The sequence below is a fragment of the Lysinibacillus sp. LZ02 genome, assembly GCF_050613145.1.
Taxonomy (GTDB): Bacteria; Bacillota; Bacilli; order Bacillales_A; family Planococcaceae; genus Lysinibacillus_B.
Map to the genome: position 1 here is coordinate 3086401 of NZ_CP192507.1, position 18419 is coordinate 3104819.

At 39.0% G+C, this 18419-nt stretch carries 16 protein-coding genes and 1 other annotated feature; of the genes, 5 read left to right on the plus strand and 11 right to left on the minus strand.

The window, feature by feature from the left end:
* Positions 1-9: 9 nt before the first annotated feature.
* The 7 genes from ACQQ2I_RS14945 to ACQQ2I_RS14975 form a co-directional block, all read right to left on the minus strand.
* Complete coding sequence (locus ACQQ2I_RS14945; RefSeq protein WP_431027591.1) at positions 10-1794, minus strand: assimilatory sulfite reductase (NADPH) flavoprotein subunit; 1785 nt, start codon at positions 1792-1794, stop codon at positions 10-12.
* Positions 1795-1815: 21 nt separating this feature from the next.
* Positions 1816-1962 carry a YezD family protein gene (locus ACQQ2I_RS14950; protein ID WP_431027592.1) on the minus strand — a complete coding sequence of 49 codons (147 nt, stop codon included), beginning with the start codon at positions 1960-1962 and terminating at the stop codon, positions 1816-1818.
* Positions 1949-2701 (minus strand): sirohydrochlorin chelatase, encoded by a 753-nt coding sequence (locus ACQQ2I_RS14955; RefSeq protein WP_431027594.1) that lies wholly within the window; start codon positions 2699-2701, stop codon positions 1949-1951. Before ACQQ2I_RS14955 ends, ACQQ2I_RS14950 begins: the two co-directional genes overlap by 14 nt.
* 11 nt (positions 2702-2712) lie before the next feature.
* A complete protein-coding gene (gene cobA, locus ACQQ2I_RS14960; protein WP_431027595.1) occupies positions 2713-3489 on the minus strand; it encodes a uroporphyrinogen-III C-methyltransferase in 777 nt (258 codons plus the stop codon).
* Positions 3490-3760: 271 nt separating this feature from the next.
* Entirely contained in the window at positions 3761-6175 is a 2415-nt protein-coding gene (gene leuS, locus ACQQ2I_RS14965; RefSeq protein WP_431027596.1) for a leucine--tRNA ligase, read from the minus strand.
* 124 nt (positions 6176-6299) lie between these two features.
* Positions 6300-6514, minus strand: a binding site (T-box leader).
* Between the two features lie 78 nt (positions 6515-6592).
* The gene (locus tag ACQQ2I_RS14970; RefSeq protein WP_431027597.1) at positions 6593-7216 is read right to left on the minus strand and encodes a LysE family translocator; all 624 of its coding nucleotides are present in this window, start codon (positions 7214-7216) and stop codon (positions 6593-6595) included.
* 98 nt (positions 7217-7314) lie between these two features.
* A complete protein-coding gene (locus ACQQ2I_RS14975) occupies positions 7315-8487 on the minus strand; it encodes an MDR family MFS transporter (protein WP_431027598.1) in 1173 nt (390 codons plus the stop codon).
* A gap of 916 nt (positions 8488-9403) precedes the next feature.
* On the opposite strand from ACQQ2I_RS14975, the gene ACQQ2I_RS14980 reads away from it, so the two are divergent.
* The 5 genes from ACQQ2I_RS14980 to ACQQ2I_RS15000 all read left to right on the plus strand — a co-directional run bounded on the left by ACQQ2I_RS14980 (position 9404) and on the right by ACQQ2I_RS15000 (position 13885).
* On the plus strand, positions 9404-10360 hold the full coding sequence (locus tag ACQQ2I_RS14980) for a TIGR01212 family radical SAM protein (RefSeq protein ID WP_431027599.1): 957 nt from the start codon (positions 9404-9406) through the stop codon (positions 10358-10360).
* Complete coding sequence (locus tag ACQQ2I_RS14985; protein WP_431027600.1) at positions 10357-10938, plus strand: class I SAM-dependent methyltransferase; 582 nt, start codon at positions 10357-10359, stop codon at positions 10936-10938. The genes ACQQ2I_RS14980 and ACQQ2I_RS14985 overlap by 4 nt, the downstream gene beginning before the upstream one ends.
* A gap of 175 nt (positions 10939-11113) precedes the next feature.
* Positions 11114-11710 (plus strand): LysE family translocator, encoded by a 597-nt coding sequence (locus ACQQ2I_RS14990; RefSeq protein WP_431030527.1) that lies wholly within the window; start codon positions 11114-11116, stop codon positions 11708-11710.
* Between the two features lie 206 nt (positions 11711-11916).
* On the plus strand, positions 11917-12612 hold the full coding sequence (locus ACQQ2I_RS14995; RefSeq protein WP_431027601.1) for an ABC transporter ATP-binding protein: 696 nt from the start codon (positions 11917-11919) through the stop codon (positions 12610-12612).
* Positions 12602-13885, plus strand: coding sequence for an ABC transporter permease (locus ACQQ2I_RS15000; protein WP_431027603.1), 1284 nt, complete (start codon positions 12602-12604; stop codon positions 13883-13885). The genes ACQQ2I_RS14995 and ACQQ2I_RS15000 overlap by 11 nt, the downstream gene beginning before the upstream one ends.
* 38 nt (positions 13886-13923) lie before the next feature.
* Here the strand turns inward: ACQQ2I_RS15000 and ACQQ2I_RS15005 are convergent, their stop codons facing one another.
* The 4 genes from ACQQ2I_RS15005 to ACQQ2I_RS15020 form a co-directional block, all read right to left on the minus strand.
* Entirely contained in the window at positions 13924-15174 is a 1251-nt protein-coding gene (locus ACQQ2I_RS15005; protein WP_431027604.1) for a DUF4179 domain-containing protein, read from the minus strand.
* Entirely contained in the window at positions 15174-15668 is a 495-nt protein-coding gene (locus ACQQ2I_RS15010; protein WP_431027605.1) for a sigma-70 family RNA polymerase sigma factor, read from the minus strand. Before ACQQ2I_RS15010 ends, ACQQ2I_RS15005 begins: the two co-directional genes overlap by 1 nt.
* 229 nt (positions 15669-15897) lie before the next feature.
* Entirely contained in the window at positions 15898-17445 is a 1548-nt protein-coding gene (locus ACQQ2I_RS15015) for an alanine/glycine:cation symporter family protein (protein ID WP_431027606.1), read from the minus strand.
* A gap of 163 nt (positions 17446-17608) precedes the next feature.
* Positions 17609-18412, minus strand: coding sequence for an alpha/beta fold hydrolase (locus ACQQ2I_RS15020; RefSeq protein ID WP_431027607.1), 804 nt, complete (start codon positions 18410-18412; stop codon positions 17609-17611).
* Between the last annotated feature and the right edge of the window lie 7 nt (positions 18413-18419).

The following is an 18419-nucleotide window of genomic DNA, read 5'->3' on the forward strand; positions in this document are numbered from 1 at the left end:
TCTTCCCCCTTAATACACATCACGTTGATAACGTTTTTGTGCTTGTAATTCTTTCACATAATTTGTTGCTTCTTCGTGTGAGACTTGTTTTTGTTGTTCAATCACTGTAATCAGTGCTTCATGTACACTGTGCCCCAATGTTTTTTCATCACCACATAAGTAAATGACTGCACCTGCTTCAATCCATTTATATACTTCCTCCGCCTGTTCAAGCAGACGATGTTGGACATATATTTTTTCTTTTTGGTCGCGAGAAAAGGCAATGTTTAAGTTTGTTAATACACCTTCTTGCAACCATTTTTGCCATTCTACTTGGTATAAGAAGTCTGTGACGAAATGTTGGTCACCAAAGAACAGCCATGACTTCCCTACAACACCTTGCTCTTCTCGTTCTTGTAAAAATGAACGGAATGGGGCAATCCCTGTTCCTGCACCAATCATAATAATCGGTGTTGCTGGTTCTGCTAATTTAAAGTTGGGATTTTGCTTGACGTATACAGCTAATTGATCGCCAACTTCTACATTCGATGCTATATTGCCGGACACAACACCCTCACGGTAACGATCGGCTGTTTCATAAAACACTTTGCCAATTGTTAAATGAACTTCTTCTGGATAAGCAGCATAACTGCTTGAGATGGAATATTCGCGTGCTGGAATTTTACGTAATTGCTCAACAAATTGTTGTGGTGTCCACGTCCATGGTCCAAATTCCTGCACAACATCAATGACGTCACGACCGTATACATACGCTTTCAATACTTCGCGCTCTTCTAGTAACTTTGCTAATGCTTCATCTGCAGTAAATGGTATAAATTTACTTAGTAATGTTTTGGATAACGCTGTAATATCTAGCTGTTTGAGTGCTTGTTGTAGTACGACCTCATTGCCTTCAACTGTCACATGTTGTGAACCATCGAATTGTAAAGTCGTTAGTAAAAGAGCTACAAGCTGGTCGTTATTTTCAGGAACGATTGCTAACACATCCCCTGGCTCGTATAGTAAACCTGAGCCTTCAAGCGACAGCTCTAAGTGAACCGTTTCTTTATTGGAACCTCGCCCATTTAAATTAATTTTCTCTAATACTTCTGCCAAAAACGGCTGATTGCGCGTATACTCTTTACTAACATTACTTATTTGATTAGTTGGTTTTATGATCGCACTATTACCTGTCGTTGCTAATACACTATTTACTTGCTCAATCCACTTGTTCGCTGCTTCTTCGTAATCTACATCACAGTCAACACGCGGTACAATGCTCTTTGCGCCTAATGCTTTTAAGCGTTCATCAAAGTCAATGCCCGTTTTACAGAAAAATTCATACGACGTATCACCGAGTGCTAAAACGGAATATTTTAATTGTGGTAGTTGTGGCGCACGCTTACTATGTAAATACTCATAGAAGCTAATCGCATTATCTGGTGGCTCCCCTTCACCATGTGTACTCGCTACGATAAATAGATGATCTAATTTCTTTAAATTATTTACTTTGAAATCACTCATAGAAGAAACCGTTACATTATGTTCTTCACTCGTAATCGTTGCAGCTAATTTTTTCGCTAATTGTTGGCTATTCCCCGTTTGCGAACCAAATAAAATCGTAATGTCTTTTGTTTGCACGGGTACTGGTGCTGATTCTACCTCTTGCACAACGACTGGTACACTTGTAGCAGTTGCAGCTGATAAATAGCCTGTTAACCATGCTTTTTGCTGCTCTGTTAAATTTGGAATTACCTCATTCAACAGCTTCACTTGCTGTTCTGTAAATGGACTATTAATTACTTGTAATGTCACGTTTTTCGCCCCTCATTTTCATTATTTCAAACGAATTTTTTCATTTTTTTCAATTTGTACGACATAATTATCTTGAATCACAAGTGTAATCGTGCCGTACCTCATGGAATCAACCATTTTCCTTACGTTCTCCAATGTGATTTCGACATTCTCTTTACGCGTACTCATAAATACATCTCCCTTTCCCCATTAATTGATGAATACGATCGACAAATACATGTTGCACTTGCTTGTCGTAACCAAGGCAGTTACATAATATAATCGCTTGATTTACATGTTGAACCTCTGTAATTTTTGTTTCGATATGCCGCTTTAATAAGCCTGAAAATAAAAGATATGGAATAATAAATGTTTTGCGATTTTCAGCTAATATCCGCTGTAATGCCTGTTCAAAAGAGACACCTTTTCCATATAGAAAACATGTCGCTACTTCGTGTAAACCCGCCTTCTTCTTCAATAATGTCGCAATTTCTCCTAAATCTCTTTTCACAGCTGGATCACTACTACCACGCCCGATTAACAAAACATTTGCACCCCGTATATCCTCATCCATTTCTATCAATCTATGGTGCAATGTTTTTACTAATCGCTCATCAATGCCGAACGCTTCTCCGATTGTAAATTGTACGTGGGGAAACTGCTTTTTTGCCTCAGCTATTTCATTTGGAATATCGTGATTTAAATGATTGGCTGTTAATAATAAAATCGGTGCAACCGCAATTTTAGTAGCCCCTTGCTGTACACACTTCTTCACACCTTGCAAAATAGATGGCTGTACTAACTCAAGAAAACTTACTTGCTGAATAGGTGCATCAATTCTCGGCTTTACTTTCTCAATGAAGCTTAGTGCTTCATCAATGCCCGCTTTTACACGGCTTCCATGTGCAACATATAAAACAGCTTGCATAGTCTCACCCCTTATACTGAAATTTCTTGACGCAGCTGCTTGTAATACTGCTCTTTTTCAAACCAATGAATTTTCTCACGCACATTTACAACATCCCCAATAATAATCATGCTTGGATTTTCAACTTGCTGATCTTCTGCAATTTGTACAATGGTCTTTAATGTACCGACTACTGTTCGTTGTACGTCTGTTGTGCCCCATTGAATTAAAGCAACAGGTATATCTTCTGATTTTCCGTATTGTATGAGTTGCCCGCAAATATAAGGAAGATTCCCAACCCCCATATAAATGGCGAGTGTATCAATACCAATTAGGCTTTCCCACTTAATCGAATCCTCTTTCCCTTCACGCATATGCCCTGTAACAATTGCAAAGCTTGAACTATGATCGCGATGCGTTACAGGAATACCTGCGTAGGCTGGTGCGGCAATGCCTGCCGTAATACCAGGCACAATTTCAAATGGAATATTCGCTTCTGCTAGCACTTCTGCTTCCTCTGCGCCACGCCCGAATACGAATGGGTCACCACCCTTTAAACGTGTTACCACTTTATCTTTTTTCCCGTGTTGTACGAGTAAACTATTGATACGCTCTTGAATAACGCCATGATATTTCGGCAGCTTTCCGACAAAGATCAATTCGGCACCTTCCTTCGCATATTCAAGTAACTGCTTATTAATTAAACGGTCGTATAAAATGACATCCGCTTCCTGAATAGCACGAAGCCCCTTTACTGTTATTAACTCTGCGTCCCCCGGTCCAGCACCTACAATATATACTTTTCCCATTGTTATACCCCCCTTTAGGTACTAAAAAAAGCAATTTTAATCTAAATACCGTATATGGAAGTACGCAAATCTAGATTAAAATTGCCTCTACTTTTTATAGTCAGCAATCGATTTTGTTTTTGGAATGAATTACATGTTAACAACACTATAAACATATAATACCTATTAGTCAACTATGTTTTAGAATTTTTAAAAAATTCCTTCCTAAACGATAAAGAAAAGAGCTATATGTAAAGGAATGCTCCTACATATAGCTCTGCATAATGTATGTTTATTTCACAACAATGTTGACTAATTTACCTGGAATAACGATCACTTTCACAATCTCTTTTCCAGCGATAAATTCTTGTACTTTTTCATCCGCCATTGCAGCTGCTTCTAATGTTTCTTTTGAAGCATCTTTTGCTACCTTTACTTTCGCACGTACTTTCCCTAATACTTGTACAACCACTTCTACTTCGTCGTCAACAAGCTTTGACTCATCATAAGTTGGCCATTCTACGTATGAAATTGTACCTTCATGTCCTAAAATTGCCCAAAGCTCCTCTGCGATGTGCGGCGCGATTGGTGCAATTAACTTCACAAAGCCTTCTGCATACGTTTGTGGAATAACTGGTGCTTTATAGCAATCGTTAATGAATACCATCATTTGTGAAATCGCTGTGTTGAAGCGAATACCTTCAATATCTTCTGTCACTTTTTTCACAGTTTGATGATATGATTTTTCAAGTGCTTTATCATCTGATACTTGCACTTTGTCCGCCAGTTTACCTTCATCTGTTACTAATAAACGCCAAATACGATCTAAGAAACGACGTGCACCATCTAAGCCATTTGTTGACCAAGCTACAGATGCCTCTAGTGGTCCCATGAACATTTCGTATAGACGAAGCGTATCTGCACCGTGACTTTCTACGATTTCATCTGGGTTTACGACATTGCCTTTTGATTTTGACATTTTTTCGTTACCTTCACCTAGAATCATCCCTTGGTTAAATAACTTTTGGAATGGCTCTTTCGTATGTACGACCCCTAAATCGTACAATACTTTATGCCAGAAGCGAGCGTATAGTAAGTGAAGAACAGCGTGTTCTGCACCACCGATATAAATATCTACTGGTAACCAACGTTTTAGTAACTCCGGATCCGCTAGCTGCTCATCGTTGTTTGGATCGATGTAGCGTAAGAAATACCAGCTTGAACCAGCCCATTGCGGCATTGTATTCGTTTCACGACGACCTTTTTTACCTGTAACAGGGTCTACAACATTTACCCACTCTTCAATATTGGCAAGTGGTGATTCACCTGTACCAGAAGGGCGGATATTATCTGTTTTTGGTAACTCAAGCGGCAATTCATTTTCAGGAACTGTTGTCATTGTGCCATCTTCCCAGTGAATCACTGGAATTGGCTCGCCCCAATAACGTTGACGTGAGAATAACCAGTCACGTAGGCGGTACGAAATTTTCTTTTCGCCAACGCCGTTTTGTTCTAACCATTCGATTGCTTTTTTAATACCGTCTTCTTTATTTAAACCGTTTAAGAAGTCAGAATTAATATGTGGACCGTCACCTGTGAACGCTTCTTTCTCAATATCGCCACCTTCAAGTACTGCTACGATGTCTAAGCCGAATTCTTTTGCAAATTCATAGTCGCGCTCATCATGTGCAGGAACAGCCATAATCGCACCAGTACCATATGTTGCAAGTACATAGTCAGCAATCCAAATCGGTACTTCTTTCCCGCTAATCGGGTTCACCGCATAAGCTCCTGTGAATACACCTGTTTTTTCTTTTGCTAAATCTGTACGTTCTAAGTCAGACTTCATTTTTACTTTTTCTAAATATGCTTCAACCACTTCTTTTTGCTCTGGTGTCGTAATTTCAGCCACTAATTTATGTTCTGGTGCAAGCACACAGTAAGTCGCACCAAATAGTGTATCTGGACGTGTTGTAAATACTTCAAAGTCGTTATCTGTACCAGCTACTGCAAATTTCACTTGTGCGCCTTCAGAACGACCAATCCAGTTGCGTTGCATATCTTTAATTGATTCTGGCCAGTCTACTTCTTCTAAGTCATCGATTAAACGATCTGCATATTTTGTAATCGCTAGCATCCATTGCTTCATTGGACGACGCTCTACCGGGTGACTACCGCGCTCTGATTTACCATCGATTACTTCTTCGTTTGCAAGTACTGTGCCAAGTGCTGGACACCAGTTTACAGGAATTTCATCCACATAAGCTAAATCCATTTCCACTAATTTAGTAAAAATCCATTGTGTCCATTTGTAGTAACTTGGGTCTGTTGTGTTAATTTCACGATCCCAGTCATAAGAAAAGCCAAGTTCTTGAATTTGGCGCTTAAATGTCGCAATATTTTTTGCTGTAAATTCAGCTGGATCATTTCCTGTATCAAGTGCATATTGTTCTGCTGGCAAACCAAATGCATCCCAGCCCATTGGGTGCAATACATTATAGCCGTTCATGCGCTTATAACGAGATAAAATATCTGTTGCTGTGTAACCTTCTGGGTGACCTACGTGAAGACCTGCACCTGATGGATACGGGAACATATCTAATGCATAAAACTTTGGTTTTGACTCTTCATTTTCTGTTTTGAACGTTTTGTTATCTAACCAATATTGCTGCCACTTTTTTTCGATTTGTTGATGATTAAAACTCACAATAATTTCCTCCTCTATAAAGGTTTTACATTCGACTTTTTCTAGTATTCGCTTTACCGTCTATATTTTAAGCTGAATTGGCGAAATATTTCAAAAAATAAAAAAACTCGCCCCATTCCGTAAAAGAAGGGACGAGAGAATTTTAACTCCCGCGGTACCACCCACATTAGTGACACTGCACTCAGCTCAAATTTCTTAACGCGAAAACACGGCTATTCGCTACTCATTTCACGAATGGCAAACTCAGAGGCGAGTTCAGTTTATCCTCATACTAGCTCGCACCAACCGCTAGCTCTCTTAAAAGTATCCAAACCTACTATTCCTCATCATAGTCGTTCATAATATTGCATTTATTTTAATGGAAGAATGTAAAAAGCACAAGTGTTTTCTTATGTTCGTTGGATTCACACCCTTAGATCATTGCTCTTTTGCGATTCGAACACCGATTCCGATTAATAATACACCTGTCATTTTATTAAAAACACTTTGTACGACAGGTTTCATAAACCATTTTCGAATACCGTTAATCACAAAAATGACAATACCTAACCATACAATCGACAAAACAATGAGAATACCTGCTAACAAGATTAATTGTGAATTTACATTAAACTCTGGTTGAATAAATTGGGGCATTAACGTGACATATAATAGTAGCGTTTTCGGGTTTAATAAATCTGTCGTAATCCCCTGCACCATACAGCTTAAAGATGCATTTTTATTCTGATTAGGTGTAATTTGCTCTTGCAACATCATATTTTGCGCCTTTGCACGCCATGATTGGATTCCTAAGTACACTAAATATGCTGCCCCTGCGTATTTAATAAACAAGAACACAACGATTGACTTTGAGATAATGGTAGCAAGCCCTAAAACAGCGAGGGTTGTCCAGACGAAAAGGGCAACGACAATTCCTACCATCGTAAAGAAGCCTGCTTTTTTCCCATGTATCATTGTATTTTTTAACACAAGAAGTGAATCCACTCCAGGCACCATAACAATCATGAGTGCCACTGCTGTAAACATCCAAATCTCTTGCATTCCCTCACTCCTCATAAAATAATTCTTATAACTATAACTCGAGTTGAATAAAAATTCCAAGAAGGTTTTATTCGTAGCAAAGGGAGCAGTATAAATTTCTATTCGAACTTCATACGTTTCAATGGCCGGTCAAATAGTAAACATGGGATAATCGCAACGATCAATACGATTGTTAAAATGACTGCCAGTACTTGCATGCCATACAAATCCACCATAACCCCACCAAGTAATGGACCAATCATACGCCCTATCGTCGTTGCACTATTGACGATACCTTGATAGAACCCTTGTCGCCCTTGAGGTGCAAGCTGATTTGCGATGGCCGGAATAACGGGTGTAAAAAATACCTCACCAAGTGTCAGTACAACCATTGCCGTAGCAAACATTTTAAAATCACCCGCATAATACACAAAAACAAAAGATGCCGACATAAGTAACAAACCAAATATAAGCTGATTTTTTAGTTTATCTTCCCAATGACGGACAAGCGGACGAATAATTGGTTGTACCGCCACAATGAGCAAACCATTAATTGTCCACAGTACACTATACTGCGACAAACTCATCCCGAGTTCTTGTGTATAAGAAGAAATCGTCGCACTCCATTGCGTATAAGATAGCCAACATAAAATCAGTGACGTGCTTAAAATTAAAATCGCATAAAGTGGCGCCTTTGCATGAACGCCTCCTCCCTCAGCAATAATATTTTTAGGCGCCATACCATTTATATCAAAGCGTCTATACGTTGTAATCACAATGATAAAGAAAATAGAATATGTAGCTAAATTGGTAATAAACACATACTCAAAATTCATATCTGCAATGATCCCTGCCAATGCTGGTCCAATGGCTACACCTACATTATTCGTTAAAAACAATGTATTAAATGCCCTTCTTCCACCTTCTGGCCATGTACTGCCGATAAGTGCATACATCGACGGAAAGATGATCCCTGATGTAAAGCCTAAGAATGTTAAAAACACAACGTATTGTGTGAAGTCATGCCATATTGTGAGCAGTCCTAACACCGTAAGATTCGCGGTTACACCAAAGAAGATTGTTTTAAAACCTCCGATACGGTCAAACAAATAACCTCCAAGTAAATTCCCAAAAACACCCGCTAACGAATTAAGCATTAACACGATGCCAGCCATCGTTAACGATTTTCCTAAATGATTATGAATATATATGCTATTTAAAGGCCACAAAAAAGAGCTGCCAACTGTATTAAAAAACATCCCAACAATTAAAAACCACACACGTTTTGGCACAATCTATCCTCCATTTACTTCGATTCACAAAATATCAGTCTATGCCTGTTTATTGAAATATACAAGAAGAAATTTTTTCTATGTAAAGCCTCTTTCAAACTACTTTAAAGTTAAATTTCTCATAACGAGTAAATACCAAAACATATATTACCATTTGAGTAACCGTTGCTTTCCGCTCCGGCACTCGCTTTCCACGGGCGAGATCAAGCCTCCTCGTCGCTCATGCTTCGCTGCTCCTGTCGCTACGCTTTCGTCGCAAATAAATTTCCTGCGGGGTCTTGGGGCCAACATGATGTTGGTCACGAAGGCGTTGTCACACGATGTGACGGTTTTAGCCTTCGTTCCTTTATCGCTTTTCCCGTAGGAAGCTTTGCACCTGCCGTTTCACTTCCGGTGCAGAAAAACATTGCTCTGTAGCGAAAGGCGCATGCCGTCAGCTACACTCTCGTGCCTGCGCTACAAGCAACTATTGTTGAATACAATAATCAGTTGCTAAAAATAAAGAAAGATTCTCATTCCTTACGGTAGAGGCTAGGCAATTATACTTGCAACTAGAAAGAAATTGATTTCTTTTAAAGAAGAGAAATGTTTTTCTAGTATATCGAGAAGTATTCGCTTTTTGCCGTAGCGCGCCATAGCCACAGGAGCCAAGATTTTCTTTGCGACGAAAGTGCAACGTCAGGAGCAGGAACAGGAGATCCAAACAGGCCACGCCTGTTTTAGCTCCTGTGTAGGCTGTGGCAAAGCGCGAAGGCTATGATACTACTTTCTTTTAATACTTCTTACTATCCAATTGGTATTTTTAGAATGCATTTTTGCTCATTGTGAGTTACATTTTATTTTTTATAACATAATGGATAGCCAATGACTTGTTTTCCTCTACATGTTAAAATAGAGCGTTAGAGGAGTGACATATATGACAGAAACAAATTTCCCCTTCCCATCCGATGGGAAGCGTTATTATACATGGAATCGCTATTTGCGAAATGAGTTCGGTAAAAAAGTTTATAAAGTCGCACTAGATGCGGGCTTTGATTGTCCAAACCGAGATGGTACGGTTGCCTTTGGTGGTTGTACGTTTTGTTCGGCTGCGGGATCTGGTGATTTTGCTGGGAGTAAAGTCGATCCAATCCCCGTACAATTCGAAAAAATTAAAACAAAGATGGAGAACAAGTGGAAAGACGGCTTAACAATGGCTTACTTTCAAGCCTATACGAATACCCATGCACCACTTGAAGTATTAAAGGAAAAGTTCGAAGCAGCACTTGCTTGTGAAGGCGTTATGGGATTAAGTATTGCGACACGTCCTGATTGTTTACCAGATGATGTAGTCGAATATTTAGCCGAGTTAAATGAGCGTACGTATCTTTGGGTCGAATTAGGTCTACAAACCGTACACGAAAAAACAGCAAACTTAATTAACCGCGCACATGATTACCAAACATATGTAGAAGGCGTAGAAAAATTACGTAAGCACAATATTCGAATCGTGTCACATATTATTAATGGCTTACCGCTGGAAGATTACAATATGATGATGGAAACAGCACGTGAAGTGGCAAAGCTCGATGTACAAGGGATTAAAATTCACTTACTTCATTTATTAAAAGGCACGCCGCTCGTCAAACAATATGAAAAAGGAATGCTTGAGTTTATGGAGCAAGATGCCTATATCCAATTAGTAGCTGACCAGCTTGAAGTGCTACCACCTAATATGATTATCCACCGTATTACCGGGGATGGACCGATTGATTTAATGATTGGGCCAATGTGGAGCGTCAATAAATGGGAAGTGTTAAACGGGATCGATGCAGAGCTTGAACGTCGCGGCTCATGGCAAGGTAAATACTACAAGGCGGACACAGCAACATGAAACTAGAACGGGTACTTCAATACGCACAAACATTATTAAAATCTGCGATTCAAGAAGGCGATATTGCCGTAGATGCAACTGCTGGCAATGGACATGACACCCTATTTCTAGCGCAACTTGTTGGGGATGATGGTTTCGTCTATGCATTCGATGTACAAAAACAAGCGGTAGATGCTACATTACACCGTCTACTTGACCATGCACTAGAGCACCGTGCACTTGTGCTGAATGATGGACATGAAAACGTAGCAAAACACGTGACAAAACCGGTTGCTGGTGCTATTTTCAACCTTGGTTACTTACCTGGAAGTGACCATAACATCATTACGCGCCCGAATACAACGATTCAAGCACTCGAAAGTTTACTAACACTATTAAAGGTTGGCGGCATCATTGTATTAGTTATTTATCACGGGCATGAAGGCGGCAAAGAGGAACGTGACGAGGTCATTCGTTTTGTGAGCAATCTACCTCAAAAATCGATCCACGTCCTACGCTATGAATTTTTAAATCAAAAAAATAATCCACCGTTTATTATTGCATTAGAAAAAGTAAAAGCATATGCAACCGAGAGCTGAGGGACACACCCTTAGCTCTTTTTTATTAGGGACATTTGATTGTATCAAACACCCGCTTTCATTCATCAGAATATTCTAAGTTAGTAGCATTTATGGTATAGTAATTTCATAATTTTTAGAATTCAACAAAAAAGTAGGTGTCTTATAATTGATAAATATCTCGTTATTTATAGTTATGTGTATGTTGTTGATTATTTTGCCTGGACCTGATACGGCGGTGTCGACAAAGAATACTTTAGTCGTGGGGCGAGTTGGTGGGCTAAAAACAATGCTCGGTTCATGCTGTGGCTTGCTTATTCATACATTCGCTGCAGTTGTCGGGCTATCCGCAATTGTTGTGAAATCAGCCTATTTATTTGCTGCGATTAAATACGTAGGGGCAGTTTATTTATGCTATTTAGGGATTAAAACCTTATGGGCGATGAGAAATCTTCACAAACAACAGCTAGAGGATGTAGAGGAAAGCAATAAATACACAGGGCACTCATGCTTTAAGCAAGGTTTTTTAACCAATGTCACGAATCCAAAAGTAGCCGTATTTTTCCTAACCTTCTTACCTCAATTTGTCGATGGCACAGGCAATACATTCGGTCCATTTTTAATGATGGGACTGATTTATACAGGATTAACCGCTTTATGGTTTGTATTTTACGTCTATTTATTAGATAAAATTAGTGCCTTTATGAAGAAGCCAAAAACAAAAATGGTGATTGAAGGTTTAACTAGTGCCGTATTAATTGGATTTGGTATCAAGCTTGCGTTAGAGAAGTAGGTGTCTGAAAAGGGATTTTGCGACGAGGCTAGTGATATTTTGATCAAGCAATACTTCCTAAAAGACAATTTTCCGGTAGGGGGTCAGAAAGTAACAACTTTCTGGTCCTCTTTTCTATTTCTTAAGAAAATCTTCAGAAAGCTTCATCCTATATCTTCAGATTCAGCTTGTACACTTAACTTATTAAAATATAAAGGAATGAGCATATGATTACAGTTCAATCATTACGTCACGCATTTATGATTGGCAAAAAAGGCAAGGAAAAGAAGGTAGAAGTATTAAAAGGCATTGATTTTAATGTGCAGCAAGGAGAAATCGTCTCTATTGTCGGAAAAAGTGGCTCTGGTAAGTCGACACTACTGCAAGTCATCGCAGGCTTTTTAAAACCGAATAATGGCTCTATTCAAATAACCGACATTGAAACCGCCCATTTTACTGAGAAGCAAAGTGCTGCTTTTCGTTTACAGCACTTCGGTTTTATCTTTCAAAATTTTCAGCTGTTGCCTGGACAGAATGTGGCAGAAAACATCGAATTGCCACTTAAGCTAAAAGGGATTAGCCCTACGATTCGTCAGAAAAAAGTACAGGATATGCTAAAGCGAGTCGGCTTAACAGAAGTGGCCGATCATTATCCAAATGAGCTCTCTGGTGGACAACAACAGCGTGTATCCATTGCACGTGCCATGATTACCGATCCACCGATTGTATTAGCAGATGAACCAACCGGCAGCTTAGATATGCAAACCGAACAAGAAATTTTACAGCTCATGCAACAATTAAACAAAGAAAGCAACGTCACATTCGTCATTATTACCCATGACGAGGAAGTGGCTTCTATCGCCAACCGAATCTTGCGGATGTCGGATGGATTATTAATGGAGGAAGTACAACATGCTATTTAAAGATCAATTACAATTTGTATGGCAACATATGAAAAAAAATAAGCTACGTGTCACAACAACCGTACTAGCGGCTATGATTGGCTGTGCCTTTTTAATTGTCCTCGCGTCCATTGGCTTTGGTATACAAGATACGATGCGAAATGAATTGTTAAACCAAGAAAAAATTACAGAAATTCAACTTTGGGGTGAAGAAAGCTTATCTGCAGAAGATGAACAATGGATTAACAACTTAGAGCACGTGAATGTCGTACTAAAAAAAGCGGACATTAGTGGTGTTGTGGAATCTACGTTTGAGGATCGAACGGGCCATTCACAAGGAATTATGGTCGATATGGATGCACAGGCAAAGCTTCCTTCTAACTTAAGTGCGGGTCGACTACCACAAACAGCAAATGAAATCGTAGTTGGCTATCATTATGCACAAACCTTATTAAACAAGGAAGATGAAGCAGAGATTGAACGAAAGTCAAAGGAAGCAGAAGCGAACGGAACATGGTATAACGGAGAAGAAGAAGGCTACAAGGGCGATATTTTAGGGGAGGAAGTCGTTTTAACACTGACATTGGACGAAAATGGTACACTTTCTGAACCAATAACCTTTACTATTGTTGGTATATTAAAAGCTCCTTCTTACGAGTGGTACCAAGATGCCTCTATTCAATTTGGACAACATATTATGACCATGTTCCCACAGTTAATAACCTACCCATCTTCAACGATTTATGTAGACTCTTTAGAACATGTGATGCCTGTGTTAACACAATTAAAAGAACAAGGCTATCAAGTGTATTCTGTTGTGGAGCAATTAGAGGAAATGGATTTATTCTTCTTAATCTTTAAAATTGGTCTTGTGTTCATCGGAACGATTGCCGTATTAATTGCCTCTATCGGTATTTTTAATACGATGACCATGGCTGTGACAGAGCGAACACGCGAAATCGGGGTATTAAAGGCGATTGGTGCCTCACCAGCACTCATTCAACGCTTATTTTTAATGGAAAGTGCATTTATCGGTCTATTAGGCACAAGCTTAGCGATTATCCTATCATACGCGATTAGTTTTAGTGCCAATGCCATTTTACCACACGTCCTAGCCTTTGCTTTATCGGATGCCGATTTAACAAGCTATGATATTACGTTTTCTACCATTCCATTGAGCTTAGTCGTGATTGCCGGTAGCATTAGCCTACTTGTAGCGATTTTATCTGGTTGGCGACCAGCACGGAAAGCAACGAAAATTGAAGTAATTCATGCATTACGTCAAGAATTATAAAAAACAAGGATGAGCGCAGATGCTCATCCTTGTTTTCTTCATTCGTAAATCACAATCTCTTCCTTAAAATGCAATGTATTTGGATAGTCGTAAAAATATATTTTTACTGGGTTTTTCATTTCTGGTGGATACGTATATTCCACTTGATTCCACGAACCAGAAAGTGACTCCATTTCAAAGCGCTTGCCATTTGCATCGATGGCATGACTAAGACGCACCTCTTTTCCCTCTTCCGCATCAATCTTGATGAGGCTATCTTGCTTTACTTCAAATGTCACGTTTCCTATTGCTGGCTGCTTTAAAACTTCTTGCTTGATGAAATCTACTTCAATATAATTATCGTCCTTTGGTAACACATTCATATTTTCAATTTCAATTGTAAGTGAACTACCGGCTTCAAGTACTGTGCTGTCAAATAAATACGTCACTTCATCGGAAGAAATAACCCCTAACGATATTAACCCACCTTCTAATGTATTGAACGGCTCACCTTGCTCATTTAAAATACGTATATTACCGAGGGATAAAATTTGCATTGAATTACTATTAGCTGCTGTTATGCGAAGACGAGTAGCTGTTGGTGTGACCGTTACATCTTCTACAATCAGCTTTTGTCCTTCATATGAAAGGTTTCGTTTAATGTTGTATATACGCTTTTTCACAACATCATTTTTGATCGTGAATGGGATTTCAAAAGTTGTGCTCTCCTTATCCCCAAACGTTATTTGAAGCTCAAAGTTCTTCTGATTAGGTAAATCCTCACCTTCAACAAATTTATAAATGACGTCCTCCACATATTTTTTCTCCTCCCCATCTACCGACCAACCGTAAGTGGCTGACCCATCTATTTCCTTTCCGTCCTGTAAAATTGTTACCTTTTTTATGGGAAGTTCTGAAATATTATACGGTGCTTCAAGTGCGTAATGAATTTTCATTCCTGTTTCGTCAGCTATTACCCCTTTTACTGTGAGGGTTAAATCATTTTTAGTTTCTGTAATATTAAGTTCCTCGTAATCATGTTTTTGATCATCTGTTATAAATGACACAACATCTGCAAAACCTGGAACACGCTTTGCTGTATCTGCAACGAGTGGAATATAACGTATAGAAAGGATGAGTGCCAAAGCAACAGTAGCTGTGAGCACTGTATAATAACGCCAATTGTTTGCTCGATGCTTTTCCTTTTGTACTTCTGTGAAGGCTATTTGTCTAGTTTTCGCCAACTGGTCTTTTGGTACTTTAATTTGATTTAAATCTTTATTTAGCTTTTCAGCATCAAATGAAGTCATCAATTTCTTCCTCCTTGGCCAAATAGTAATCGTAACTTTCGTAGTGCATGATGTACACGTGATTTTACTGTACCTTCAGGGATATTTTGTACTCTTGCAATATCTTTATTTGTCCGTTGCTCCACATACTTTAAATAAATTGCCTGCTGCTCCTGCACTGGTAGCTGGCTAATTAAATCGAGTACTTCAAAATTTGTTTCGTGTGTATAGCTTGATTCGACATCTTGGGATACGTAATTGACTTGTTTCTTTTTCATATCGAGGCAAATATTAATTAACACCCGTACGAGCCATGTACCTACGTATGCAGGTTCTTTTACTTGATGCATTTTCTTTAGTGCCCGATACGCTAGCTCTTGCATCGCGTCAAGTGCATCATGTTCATTGCGTAAATATGCATAGGCTGTTCGATACAATGTTTCCTCGTATACTTCTAGCAGAACAAGGATTGCTTGTTGGTCTCCCCTGATGGCACGCTTCGCTATTTCCTCCATAATCCCACCTTCTTTACTTTCTTTATGTATTAGACAGGGCTACTTTATAAATCGTTCAATCTCTTTATGAAAATTTTTATGTTTGTCTATTACTCTATTCAGTTTGTCTATTAATAGGTGAATGTTGTCTATTAACCTGTTCACTTTGTCTATTAACCTACGCGCTTTGTCTATTAATAGCCATAAAATAAAGAGCTGCTTCAAAAGGTTCGAAGCAGCTCTTACTTTATTATTTTTTATTTCGATTTTCCCAGAATGTTGCATTTTTAATGCCTAATTTAATCGGATCAAATACTGGGTCTTTGCCTTCCTTCTTTTGTTTCTCGTAATCTTTTAATGCAACAATAGCTGGTTTCATAATGATTAAAATGGCAATGACGTTAATCCATACCATTAAACCAAGCCCAACATCGCCCATCGCCCACGCTAAGTCCGATGTACGCACTGTACCGTAGAACGCTGTTGCGATAATGACGATTTTCGCAATCCAAATGCCAACCTTTTCTGCCGTACCAGAGAATAGATAGGCAACATTTGTTTCCGCAATATAGTAGTACGCCATAATTGTTGTGAAAGCAAAGAAGAATAATGCAATCGCTACGAATGGTGCACCAAAGCCTGGCAACGCTTCATCTACTGCAGATTGTGTATATGCTGCACCCTCTTTAATTGTTTGTGCATAAGAAACTTGCGCATCGCCCGTATATTCATCCTTACCAAATTCACCTGTGAAAAGTGTTGGGTAGATTTCATATGGCTCATCGTTGACCATATGCACTTCCCCCTCCACCATTACCGGTATTTTCTCTGCACTTTCATCGTGTACATTGTACATACCTGTAAATAAAATCATAAATGCCGTAGCTGAACAGATTAGTAATGTATCAATATAAACCGATGCTGCCTGTACTAACCCTTGCTTTGCTGGATGGGATACTTCCGCGGCTGCTGCAGGGTGCGCTCCTGTCCCTTGCCCCGCTTCATTTGAGTAAATACCGCGCTTTACGCCCCAAGCGATGGCAGAACCGATAATACCACCGAATATTTCCTGAGCTCCAAATGCACTTGAGAAAATAAGCGCAATGACACTTGGTATCTCACCAATATTCATGGAAATAATGACAATCGCCATTAAAATATAAGCTAACGCCATAAACGGTACAATGACTTGTGCTGCATTCGCAATCGATTTAACCCCACCGATAATAATAACCCCAAGTAAAATAGCAATAATTAGACCGATAATCCAATTATCAATTCCGAATGCATTATTCATTGCCCCAGCAATTGCATTTGATTGAACACCAGGCATTAAAACAAGCATTGCTAGTAATGCTGCTACTGCAAAAATAACAGCAAACCACTTTTGCCCCATGCCTTTTTCAATATAGAAAGCTGGACCACCACGATATTCTGTCTCTTTTTCCTCTTTATAAATTTGCGCCAATGTCGATTCTACGTACGCAGTCGCTGCTCCGATAAAAGCAATTGCCCACATCCAGAACACTGCACCTGGTCCACCCATCCCGATGGCTGTTGCAGTACCCGCAATATTACCGGTACCTACACGGCCTGATAGTGCAATAGATAATGCTTGGAAGGAGGAAATCCCTTTTTCCGATTTTTGCCCTTTAAACATGAGCGCGAACATTTCTTTAATATGGCGGACTTGAAGGAATCGAGTAATGATGGAGAAGAAAAGACCGATTATCATGATCCCATAAATAAACCAAGGTCCCCAAAAAATATTGTTCAAAAAGGTAACAATACTTTCCATATAATACCCCCTTTGTTTTGAAATAGTTTATTAGTTTGAAATACACTATATTACAAAAAGAACCGCCCTTCAACCAATTTTTTTAAAATTTAAAATAATTGATCCCAAAATTAAATACACACAAAAAAAACACAATAGGCTACCCCCTATTGCGCTTTTATAGTTAGTCAATAATATATCCTAGTGATCGCAGGCTGTTATGCATAAAGTCTTTTGTTAATAAAAATACTTCTTCCCGTTCAAACTCAAAAAATAAACTACTCAAGCATTCTGGCCATTCTTTGAATTGAAAACTCTTAGAATTTTGTTGCACAAGCCATTGTCTAGAGGCAGTTGTATCTGTAATTTTATCCCGCCCACCCGTCATGACGAGTAATGGTATCGAAGAAATCTTTACTTCCGGATCTTTTAACATTTTTAATAACTGTTGCAGCTCACGATACCATTTTACTGTCACAACGGTGTTAAACGGCATTTCATCTTTCATCTCACCATATACTTCAAAATTACGTGTTAATCGATTATGGGTAATCTCATGCGTTAACTTTACACTTGATGTAATGGCACTTAAACTTGATAACGCTTTAGATAGTTTTCCTGGTTCTAATTTTAGTTGCAACCAAGGTGACACCATAATGAGACCTGCACATTCCACTTTATTGCGATATATAGCACGTGCTGCAATTGTAGCACCAAACCCATTTCCAATAATAAATACCGGTAAATTATCGGTCTGAGCGACTTCTATTAATTGTTTTGCATATGTGTAGTACTCACTAAAATCTTCATCATGATAGCGATGATTTTTTGTTTGTACACCGTGCCCCGGTAAATCTCCCATGACAACGTGAAATCCTGTGCTGCGCAATTTTTCAATCAGCCACGCATACCATGCATAATGCTCATAAGCGCCATGAAAAATAGCAACAACCGCTTTCGGCTGCCCCTCAGCTTCCCATTTCCACATTGGACTT